Genomic DNA, 10,809 nt, shown 5'->3' on the forward strand with positions numbered 1-10,809 from the left:
CCAAGAAACCCCATCCCCCGCCCGCGCCTAGCGCCCCCGGCTATCGCGGTTTGACCTCGAAGTCGAATGCGACGGTGCCCGGGTCGAGCAGGGCCGTGCCGCCGTCCACGGACAGGACGGAGCCGTTCACGTAGGACGCCTCGGGGCCGAGGAGCCAGAGGACGGCCGCGGCGGCCTCCTCGGGTGTACCCGGCCTGCGCTGCGGGACGAGCCGGGTGACCTCGTCGTACGCCTCCTCCTGGCCGAGGCCGTACGGCTCGCCGAAGTGGCGCATCTCCTCGTCCGACATCTCCGTGCGGATCCAGCCGGGGCACACCACGTTGGCGCGGACGCCGCGCGGCCCGTAGTCGGCCGCGATCGTCTGGGTGAGCATGGTGAGGCCCGCCTTGGACGTGGCGTAGGCGGCCACGCCGAGGGGGGTGCGCAGGGCGGCGACCGAGGAGACCGAGACCAGCGAGCCCTTCGACTCGATCAGGTACGGGAGCGCAGCCCTGGCCAGGAGGAACACCGAGGTCAGGTTGGTCCGCAGGGTGACGTCCCAATCCTCGTCCGACAGTTCCAGAACGGCTCCGTTCCGCAGGGTCCCGGCGTTGGCGACCACCCCGTCCAGCCGCCCGTAGGTGGCCACGACGCCGTTCACGAGCGCGGCCACCGCGTCCGGGGACGACACGTCGGCGACCCGGGCCTCGGCGCCGGACTCGGCGGCGACCCGGTCGAGGGCCTCCTTGCGCCGCCCGCAGATCACCACCTGGTCGCCGCGCGCGGCGCCGGCGCGCGCCACCGCGGCGCCGATTCCGCTCCCCCCGCCGGTGACGATCAAGACGCGTCCCATGCCTTCTCCTTCATCGAGTCGCGGCGGGCCGTTGCCATGGCAACGGCCCGCCGCACATGAACGGTGTTCGGTCCGCCCTAGGGCGCCGGTTCGCCCAGGTAGGCGGCGTGCAGCTTGTCGGGCGCCTTGCGGAGCGGAGCGGCCGGGCCCGAGTGGGTGAGGCGGCCGCCCGCCAGCACGTGGGCCGTGTCGGCGATCTCCAGGGCGAGCGTCGCGAACTGCTCGACCAGCAGGACGGCGACGCCGTCGTCGGCCAGGGACCGGACGGCGGGCAGCAGCCGCCGCACGATCACCGGGGCGAGGCCGAGCGACATCTCGTCGATCAGCAGCACGGACGGTGCCATCGCGAGGGCCCGCGCGAGCACCACCATCTGCTGCTCGCCGCCGGACAGCAGCCCGGCCGGGACGTCCAGCCGCTTCTCCAGCTCGGGGAACAGCCCGACCGCGCGGTCCGCGGCCGCGGCGCTGCGCCGGACGACCCGCAGGTTCTCCGCGACCGTCAGCGACGTGAACACCGTGCGGCCCTGCTCGACGAGCGCGATGCCGCGCTTGGCCCGCGCCACCCGGTCGAGGCCGGAGATGTCGTCGCCGTCGGCGCTCAGGCGTCCCGACGCGATCGGCAGGACGCCCGCGACGGCTTCGAGCAGCGTGGTCTTGCCCGCGCCGTTCGGGCCGAGGAGGACGGTCACCTCCCCCGCCGGGACGGCCAGGCTCACGTCGCGGACGATCGGGGCGCCGCCCCGCGCGACCGCCACGCCCTCCAGCCTCAGTTCCTTCACGGTCATGCGAGGGCCACCTCGTCTCCCAGGTAGGCGCGGGCGACCTCGGGCTTGGCCAGCACCTCGGCGGGCGGGCCCGAGGCGATGACGGCGCCGAAGTCCAGCACGACGATGGTGGCGCAGGCCCGCCGGACCATGTCCAGGTCGTGCTCGATGAGCAGGACGGACGCCCCGAACCTGTCCGGGACCTCCACCAGGCGGTCGGCGAGCGCGAGCGACTCGGCGTGCGCGAGGCCCGCCGCGGGCTCGTCCAGGATGATCAGTTTCGGCCGGGCGAGCAGCGCGGAGGCCACCTCCAGCAGGCGGCGGCTGCCGACGTCGAGGTCGGCGACGTGCGCCTCCAGCGGCGGGCAGCCGAGGAACGCCCTGATCTCCTCCAGCTCGGCCGCCGGGACGGCGCGGTGCGCCGCGAACCGCAGGTAGGCGCCGACGGTGAGGCCGGTCGGGACGCGGTCCTGCTGGAACGTGCGGCGCAGCCCGGCGGCGGCGCGGCGGTGGACGGGCAGGCCGTCCAGGGGACGGCCGTCGAGGGCGACGCTCCCGGTCGCGGACGGCAGGAACCCCGACAGCGCGTCGGTGAGGGTCGACTTGCCCGCGCCGTTCGGCCCGATGAGCCCCATGACGGTGCCCTTGGGGACGACGAGGTCCACGTCCTGGAGCGCGACGACCTGCCCGAAGCGGACGCCGAGCCCCTCGACCGTCAGCAGCGGCTCGGTGCCGAGCGGCGGGGTGCCGCGCGTCGGCTCGGGCCGCAGGTCCGGCGGTGGGACGGAGCGGCGCGCGCGCAACCTGCGGGCCATGCCCTCGCTGATGCTGCTGCCCTGCGACAGCGCCTGGACGGCACCGACGCCGAACAGCACGTTCGCCCAGTCCTGGTTGATCCCGGCCCGGCGGAACAGCTCCGGCACGAACATGATCAGGACGCCGCCGAACAGCGCCCCGCCCACGTACTCGCTGCCCGCCATGACCGCGACGACGAACAGGGCGAGCGAGCTGATCGTCCCGAAGTTCTGCGCCGTGATCATGCCGACCTGCCCGGCGAGCAGGCCGCCCGACAGGCCCGCCGCGAACGCGCTGAGCGCGAACGCCGACAGCTTGGCGCGGGCGACGCTCGTCCCGGAGGCGGCGGTGGCGCGCTCGGAGAACCGGACCGCGCGCCACGCCGCCCCCATCCGGGTGCGCCCGAGCCACTCGACCCCGATCGCGGCCACGACGAACAGCAGCCCCGCGTACACGAAGTACTGCCGGTCGGTGAGGATGAACCCGGGCCGCTCGACCTGCTGGAAGGAGTCGACGCCGGGGAAGTTGACCGCGGCGATCACGACGTCGGCCGCCGCGGCGAACCCGAGCGTGACGACGGCGAGGTGCACGCCCCGCAGCCGCAGCGCCGGGAGCCCGATCAGCACGCCGAACGGCATCGCGGCGAGGCCGCCCGCGACCGTCCACAGGATCAGCCCTCCGGGGGCCTCCCACACGTTGAGCTGGGCGACCGTCCACGCGCCGACGGCGGCGAACGACAGCTGGCACAGCGAGTTCATCCCGGCCCGGCCGACGATGCCGAGGCCGAGCAGCGCGACCGCCGACACCAGCACCGACGTCGCGAGGAACAGCCAGTACTGCGGGACGACGATCGCGGCGACCGCGATGACCACCAGCGCCGCGGCCGGCTGCCCGAAGATCCCCATCATCGCGCGCGGACGGCCCCCGCCAGGGAGCCGCGCGGCGCCTCCCTGGTGCTTCGCGGTCTTCGCCTCAGCGCGCCGCATCCCACACCTCCCGCCTTTGTGACCAGATCAAGATCGCGAGGATCGCCACGAACGGCACCGTGTCGCGGTACTGCTGGAGCTCGGTGACGTGGGCGAGCGCCCCTTGGAGCGCGCCAAGGCCGAGCCCGCCCGCGACCGTGCGGCCGAGGCTGCGGAAGCCGCCGACGAGCGCGGCCGCGCCCGCGGGGATGACCATCAGCGCCAGCGACGTCTGGTCGCTGGTCTGCTGCGGCGCGATGACGAGCAGGACGGCGGCGGCCAGCAGCCCGGTGACCGCCCACATCCCGACGCCGAGGCGGCGGGACGGGATGGCGTGCAGCTCGGCGGTCGTCGGGCGTTCCGACAGCGCGCGGAGCCGCAGGCCGAGGACGGTCCGGGTGAGGACGAGCCACGCGCCCGCCGCGACCACGATCGAGCCGACGACGCACACGGCCGACGCCTTGGTGACGGTGATGCCGTCCACGGTGAACAGCGAGCCGCCGAACTGGCCCGGCATGCGGCGCGGGTCCGTCCCGAACACCAGGAAGGAGACGGCGAGCAGGCCGACCAGGAACGCGATGGAGATCGCGGAACGCTGGTCGGGGCCCGCCTCCCCGAACCACTTGCCCATCACCCAGCCGAGCGCGGCGGCGACCAGCGTGGCGGCGAGCAGGCCGGCGAGCGCGGCCGGGCCGTAGGCCCAGCCGTGCTCGGAGGCGACCGCCATCGTGTAGACGCCGATCACGCCGATCGCGACCTGCGCGAAGTTGACGACCCTGACCAGGCGGAACATCAGGGTGAGGCAGAGGCCGAGAGCGGCGTACGCGCCGCCCCCGGCGAGCCCGGCTATCGCTCCCTCAAGCATTGGGCAGCTTGACCCATTCGGGCGTCAGGACGGTCCAGCCGCCCTTCGCGTCCGGCCTGACGAACTTCGCGGCGAGGTTGGAGGTGTGGGTGTCTCCGGCCCCGAACGCGAACGGCATCCCGGTCATGCCCGTCTGCAGCGGCTTGAGGCCCTTCATCGCCTTGGTGACGGCCTCGCGGGTGATGTCGCCCTTGATCCCGCGCAGCACCGTGACCAGGTGCTGCGCGGCGAGGTAGCCGCCCTGGGCGAAGGCGGTGAGCGGCACCTTGTGCTTGGTCATGCTCGCCCTCCAGTCCTTGTTGGCCGCGGACTGGGTGTCGGTGTAGGGCTCGAACTCCGACAGCGCCACGACGTTCTTGCCCGCCGGGCCCAGCGCCTTCGCCGCCTCGACGGTGTAGGTGGACGCCAGGAACAGCCACTTGATGTTGTTGATCTTCTGGGCCTGCGCGGCCTTGACCCAGCCGATGGACATGGGCTCGACGCCGTTGAACAGCACGGCCTCGCAGCCGGCGCTGCGGGCCCGCAGCACGTAGGGGGTGTAGTCGGTGGTGGACGCCGACAGGCTCAGGTCGTTGACCACGAGCTTCTTGCCGGTGATCCTGGACCAGCGCTCGACGCCCTCCTTGTAGGCGTTCGCCGTGCTGCCGATGATCGAGAAGAACGCGCAGATCTTGTTCAGCTTCAGCTTCTCGGAGGCGTAGTAGAGCGTCACGGTCGAGCCGAAGAACGGGCCGGTGTTGACCGGCGAGATGTTCGGCGAGGTGAAGCAGCCGGGGTCCACGCCGATGCCGCGGACGTCGGTGATCTTGTTGCGGCTGTACAGCGGCCCGTTGACCTGACAGTCGACGAGGCTGGCGCCGCCCGCGAGGGCCACGGCCTTCTTGTTCTGGATGACGTCGCGGGCGGCGAGCGCCGCGCTGGCCGGGTCGCCCTTGTCGTCGGCGGTCGTGTAGGCGATCTTCCGCCCGCCGATCCCGCCGTTGGCGTTGACGTCGTCGAAGACCGCGCGGGCCGCCTGCGACGCCTCGGGGAAGGTGACCGGCCCGCTCAGGGTCGACACCGACCCGACGTTGATCGGCCCGGAGCCCGATCCGCTGCTGTCGTCGGCGCATGCCGCCAGGGGCACGGTGAGGAGGACGGCGGTGACGATGGGTGTGATTCGCATGTCAGAGACCTTCGGTGCTGTGGACGACCCGGCCGTCGAAAACGGTCATCGCGACGGGGACGTCTGGGAGGTCGTGGGGGTCGAGCTTGGTGAGGGTGCCGTCCAGGACGGTGACGTCGGCGGCCTTGCCGGGTTCGAGGGTGCCCTTCCAGTCCTCGGCGAAGTCCTGCCAGGCCGCGTTGACGGTGTAGGCGCGGACGGCGTCGGGCAGTCCGACCCGTTCCTCGGGGCCGAACGTCCGTCCGCTGGCCTTGGATTCGCGCAGCAGCATCGCCGCCACGCCCTGCCGCCAGTTGGGTGGGGCGACGGGCGCGTCCGAGCTGGCGGTGACCGGGATACCGGCCTCGATCGCCGATCGGACAGGGTACTGGTAGGCGGCCCGCTCATGGCCGAGCTGCTCCTCCAGCATGTCAACGATCATCCATTTGATCGCCGGGTTCATGTTCGCGCCGAAGCCGTGGCGGGCGAGCTTGCGCATGCTCTGCGGGCCGAGCAGGTCGGCGTGAATGACGTAGTGCCGCGGGTCGTCGCGGGGGTGCTCGGCCTGCGCGGCCTCGAAGGCGTCCACCACGGCGTCGATGGCACGGTCCCCGGTGACGTGCACGCCGAGCTGGTGGCCCGCGATGTGCGCCAGCCTGACCATCTCGTTGAGCTCGCGGGTGCGCAGCGCGTCGACGGAGCCGTGCACGCACAGGCAGCCGAAGTCGCCGCCGGGGTACTGCTCGCGCATCCAGGCCGTCTCGTTCGGCGGGATGCCGTCGGCGAACAGCTTCACGCCGATGACGTTCAGGATGCGCGGGTCGACACCCTCGGGCACCTTCGCGTTGGCCAGCCCCTCGGCGATCTGGGCGGCCGAGCCGCCGATCCCGGTGAGCAGTAGCAGCACGCTGACCCGGGCGCCGAGGTCGCCGGCGCGGGCGAGGTCGCCGTAGACGTCCAGGGTCAGCTGGTTCGCCGCGCCCGCGAACAGGCTCTTGCCGCCCGGTCCGAGACCGGGCTCGGTGTAGCTGGTGATGCCCTCCTGCTGGAGGGTGGCGACCGCCTCGCGGATCGCCTGCTCGATCTGCTCGCGCGTGTAGGGCGGCAGGTTGCGCTGGATGAGGGCCTGGGCGCTCTCGGCGAACAGCCCGGTGGGGTTCCCGGCGCCGTCCACGTGGATGCGGCCGCCTTCCGGGGACTCGGTGCCCGCGGTGACGCCCGCGAGCTCCATCGCCCGCGAGTTGGCCCAGGTGAGGTGGCCGCTGAAGTCCTGGAGGTAGACGGGGTGGGACGGGGCTACGGCGTCGAGGTCGGCGCGGTCGGGCATGCGCCCGTCCTCCAGGCACTCGGTGAGGTAGCCGGGGTCCCACCCGTTCCCGCGGATCCACTGGCCCTCGGGAACCCGCGACGCCGCCTCCTTCACGGCCGCTACGATGTCGGCGATCGAGCGCACCGCCGGGAACCCCAGTTCCAGGGCGAGCGGCGGGCGGTTGGTGCCGAACGCGCAGCCGTGCAGGTGCGAGTCGTTGATGCCGGGCAGCGCCGTGCGTCCGCGCAGGTCGACGATCCCGGTGCGCGGGCCGGCGAGCGCGCGGATCTCGGCCGTGGTGCCGACCGCCGTGATCGACCCGCCGGTGATCGCGACCGCCTGCGCCACGGAGAATCCGGCGTCGGCCGTGAGGACCTCGCCGTCCAGTAGCACCAGGTCGGGGGATGCGTTCATGTCCGCCCCTGTTCCTTAATTTGGGCCCAAACGTATTGCGAACGTATGGGGCCAAACGATGGCCGGTCAATCACGAACGAATAACAGTGTGAGGTGCTTCACCCTACTCATGGACGCGCAAGGGCCGCCGACGTCCCAAAGGACGCCGGCGACCCTTGCGCCGCAGGTCAGCCGGGGCGGGCCGGCCGGAAGATCACCCGGACGGGGCCGGGCGCGAAACGCCCGGCGATGGCCTGCTCCGGCCGCTGGAGAATCAGCCGTCGAACGCCGCCTCGATGATGTCCAGGCCCTCGGCCAGAAGGTGGTCGGGAATGACGAGCGGCGGCAGGAAGCGCAGGACGTTCCCGTACGTCCCGGCGGTCAGCACCAGCAGGCCGCGCGCGTGGCAGCGGCGCGCGATCTCGGCGGTCAGCTCGGGGGCCGGCTCCGACGAGCCGTCCCGCACCAGCTCGATCGCGATCATCGCCCCGCGCCCGCGCACGTCCCCGATCGCCGGATGCCGCCCGGCCAGCGCCCGCAGCCGGGGCAGCATGGCCTCCCCGATCCGGCGCGCCCGCTCGGCGAGCTTGCCCTCCTCGATCTCCTCCAGGACGGCCAGCGCCGCCTCGCAGGCCAGGGGGTTGCCGCCGTAGGTGCCGCCGAGGCCGCCGCCGTGCACCTTGTCCATGATGTCGGCGCGGCCGGTCACGGCGGCCAGCGGGAGCCCACCCGCGATGCCCTTCGCCGTCGTGACCAGGTCCGGGACGATCCCCTCGTGCTCGCAGGCGAACATGTCGCCCGTCCGCGCGAACCCCGTCTGGACCTCGTCGGCGATGAACAGGATGCCGTTGGCCCGGCAGAACTCCGCGATCGCGGGCAGGAACCCGGGCGCGGGCTCGACGAACCCGCCCTCGCCCAGGATCGGCTCCACCACGACCGCCGCGACGTTCGTCGCGCCGATCCGCTTGGAGATCTGGTCGACCGCCTGCGCGGCCGCCTCCGGCCCGCAGTTCTCCGGGCCCGTCGGCCAGCGGAACGGGTAGGCCATCGGCATCCGGTAGACCTCCGGCGCGTAAGGTCCGAACCCGTGCTTGTACGGCATGCTCTTGCTGGTCAGCGTCATGGTCAGCAGCGTCCGGCCGTGGTAGCCGTGGTCGAAGGCCACCACCGCCTGCCGCCCCGTCGCGTACCGGGCGATCTTGACGGCGTTCTCCACCGCCTCCGCGCCGCTGTTGACCAGGAACGAGCGCTTCTCGTGGTCCCCCGGCGTGATCCGGTTGAGGTTCTCGCAGACCGCCACGTACGACTCGTACGGGGCGACCATGAAGCAGGTGTGGGTGAACCGGTCCGCCTGCGCCTTCACCCGCGCGGCGACCCGGGGGTTGGCGTTGCCGACGCCCGTGACCGCGATGCCCGAGCCGAAGTCGATCAGCGAGTTGCCGTCGACGTCGACGACCACGCCGCCGTCCGCGTCCGTCACGTACACCGGCAGCACGCTGCCGACGCCCGGCGGCACCGCCGCGACGCGGCGGTCCTGCAACTCCCGGGAACGCGGCCCCGGGATCTCGGTCACCACACGCCGTTCCTGCGGCAGGCGGCCGACGCCGCCGAAGTCCTCGCTGGTCATGGCGTGAACATAAGGCGACGAGCACCTACCCTGAACCGTACGGAACGGCGAAATCCATCCCGCCCGTTGGACACCGCGCACAAGGAACCCGATGCCGCCCACCCTGGCCGCCGTGGCCGCCCTCCCCCAGCTCGGGCTGCGGCCGCTGACCGGCCCGCTCCCGGACGCGGCCGTCGTGTGGGTCGCGGTCGGCGAGCTGGAGGACCCGACGCCCTTCCTGGAGGGCGGCGAGCTGGTCCTCACCACCGGCATGCGGATCGGCCCGGCCAACGCCGCCGCCTACGTCGACCGCCTGGTCGGACGCGGCGTCGCGGGCCTCGGCTTCGCGGTCGGCGTCATCCACGACGCCGTCCCGCCCGAGCTGCTCGCCGCGGCCTCGGGCCGCGGCCTGGCGGTGCTGGAGGTCCCGCGCCCCACCCCGTTCATCGCCATCGGCAAGGCCGTCTCCCGGATGCTGGCCGCCGAGTGGTACGAGGACGTCACCCGCGCCTTCCAGGCCCAGCGCGAGCTGACCCGGGCCGCCCTCGCCGGCCGGGGTCCCCTGGTCGCCCGCCTGGCGCGCCTGCTCGGCGGCTGGGCGCTGCTGCTCGACCCGTCCGGCGCCGTCCAGCACGCCGAGCCCGCCGGGGCCCGCGACCGCGCCGGGGCCCTCGCGCCCGAGCTGGCCCGGCTCCGCCGTCCCGCCGGCGGCCGGGCGCCGGACGGCGGGCCGCCCGCGAGCATGGCGCTCTCCGGGCAGGAGGGGCACATCGTCCTGCAGCGGATCGGGCTGGCCAGGCGCCCGCGCGGGTTCCTCGCGGTCGGGACGGACGCGCCGCTGCCCCACGTCGCGCACACGATCGTCGGGGCCGCCGTCGCGCTGCTGACCCTCCAGTCGGAGGCGCCGCGGACCGGGCGCGAGCTGCGGGCCGCGCTCGCCGCGCTGCTCCTCGGCCTGCCGCCCGAGGGCCCGGCCGTCCCGCGCGGGCCGCTGCGCGTGCTGGCCTGCGCGGGCGACGGGACGATCCGGGACGTCCTGGAGTCCGACCCGCTGGGAGAGCGCTGCCTGGCACTGCCGCTGGACGGGCGCACCGCCGTGATCGTCCCGGACGGGCACGCCGACACCGTCGCGGCGCTCCTCGCGCCCGCCGGCCCCATCGGCCTGAGCGACCCGGCGCCGCCCGGACCGGCGGAGCTGGGCGCCGCGCTGCGGCAGGCGGAGGAGGCGCTGGCGGCGGCCCGGCGGCGGGCCGAACCCGTGGTCCGCTACTCCGACGTCCCCGGACGGGGGCTCCTCGGCCTGCTGGAACCCGGCCTCGCCCACGCCTTCGCCGACGGGATGCTGGCGCCGCTGCGCGCGGAGGGGCTGGTCGAGTCCGTCCGCGCCTATGTCGCGGCGAACGGGCAAGGGGAGGCGGCGGCGCGCGCGCTGGGCGTCCACCGGCACACGCTCCGGACGCGCATGCGCAAGGCGGCCGATCTCCTGCGCCGCGACCTGGACGACCCCGCCGTCCGCGCCGAGCTGTGGATCGCCCTGGCCGTCACGGCCAACGACGATGATCCGATTGGACAGCCTGGAGACTCCCCAACGCGTCCCCCGGAGATAGCGTGAACGCATGAACGCGACCCCATTCTGGCTGGCCGGCCGGCCCGCGACCGGTGACGGCGAGCTGACCGTGACGCACCCCTACGACGGACGGGTGATCGGGACCGCCGCCGTGCCGACCCCCGACCAGGTCGAGGAGGCCCTCGCGGCCGCCCACGCGGTGCGCGCGCAGGCCGCCGCGCTGCCCCTGCACGTGCGGGCCGAGGCGCTCGCGCACGTGTCGGCGCGGCTCGCCGAGCGGGCCGAGGAGGTCGCCCGCCTGATCACCGGCGAGAACGGCAAGCCGCTGCTGTGGGCGCGCGGCGAGGTGACCCGCGCGATCTCCACGTTCCGCTTCGCCGCCGAGGAGACCCGCCGCTGGAGCGCCACCACCCAGCGGCTCGACACCGACCCGGCCGCGAACGGGCGCATGGCCTACATCACCCGCGTCCCAAAGGGCCCGGTGCTCGGCATCTCCCCGTTCAACTTCCCCCTCAACCTGGCCGCGCACAAGGTCGCCCCCGCCATCGCGGTCGGCGCCCCCATCGTGC

General features: G+C 73.7%; 9 protein-coding genes. 2 read left to right on the plus strand and 7 right to left on the minus strand.

Annotation, left to right across the window (positions count from 1 at the left end; genetic code table 11):
• Positions 1-40: 40 nt before the first annotated feature.
• From E1298_RS37510 to gabT, 7 genes are all read right to left on the minus strand, one after another.
• A complete protein-coding gene (locus E1298_RS37510; RefSeq protein ID WP_131901957.1) occupies positions 41-832 on the minus strand; it encodes an SDR family NAD(P)-dependent oxidoreductase in 792 nt (263 codons plus the stop codon).
• 77 nt (positions 833-909) lie between these two features.
• On the minus strand, positions 910-1,617 hold the full coding sequence (locus tag E1298_RS37515) for an ABC transporter ATP-binding protein (RefSeq protein ID WP_243726046.1): 708 nt from the start codon (positions 1,615-1,617) through the stop codon (positions 910-912).
• Positions 1,614-3,377: a branched-chain amino acid ABC transporter ATP-binding protein/permease gene (locus E1298_RS37520; protein WP_243726047.1), complete on the minus strand. Its 1,764-nt coding sequence runs from the start codon at positions 3,375-3,377 to the stop codon at positions 1,614-1,616. The genes E1298_RS37515 and E1298_RS37520 overlap by 4 nt, the downstream gene beginning before the upstream one ends.
• A complete protein-coding gene (locus tag E1298_RS37525) occupies positions 3,364-4,221 on the minus strand; it encodes a branched-chain amino acid ABC transporter permease (protein WP_131901959.1) in 858 nt (285 codons plus the stop codon). The genes E1298_RS37520 and E1298_RS37525 overlap by 14 nt, the downstream gene beginning before the upstream one ends.
• Positions 4,214-5,386, minus strand: a complete 1,173-nt coding sequence (locus tag E1298_RS37530; RefSeq protein ID WP_131901961.1) for an ABC transporter substrate-binding protein — start codon at positions 5,384-5,386, stop codon at positions 4,214-4,216. The genes E1298_RS37525 and E1298_RS37530 overlap by 8 nt, the downstream gene beginning before the upstream one ends.
• Before the next feature lies 1 nt (position 5,387).
• Positions 5,388-7,088: an amidohydrolase gene (locus E1298_RS37535; protein ID WP_131901963.1), complete on the minus strand. Its 1,701-nt coding sequence runs from the start codon at positions 7,086-7,088 to the stop codon at positions 5,388-5,390.
• Between the two features lie 253 nt (positions 7,089-7,341).
• Positions 7,342-8,694 (minus strand): 4-aminobutyrate--2-oxoglutarate transaminase, encoded by a 1,353-nt coding sequence (gene gabT, locus E1298_RS37540; RefSeq protein WP_131901965.1) that lies wholly within the window; start codon positions 8,692-8,694, stop codon positions 7,342-7,344.
• A 91-nt stretch (positions 8,695-8,785) separates the two neighbouring features.
• On the opposite strand from gabT, the gene E1298_RS37545 reads away from it, so the two are divergent.
• Both E1298_RS37545 and E1298_RS37550 read left to right on the plus strand, forming a co-directional pair.
• Positions 8,786-10,285: a PucR family transcriptional regulator gene (locus E1298_RS37545; protein ID WP_131901967.1), complete on the plus strand. Its 1,500-nt coding sequence runs from the start codon at positions 8,786-8,788 to the stop codon at positions 10,283-10,285.
• Between the two features lie 4 nt (positions 10,286-10,289).
• Positions 10,290-10,809: aldehyde dehydrogenase family protein (locus E1298_RS37550; protein WP_131901969.1), on the plus strand; the 520-nt coding region annotated here is incomplete at its 3' end.

The organism is Actinomadura rubrisoli, assembly GCF_004349215.1.
GTDB lineage: Bacteria > Actinomycetota > Actinomycetes > Streptosporangiales > Streptosporangiaceae > Spirillospora > Spirillospora rubrisoli.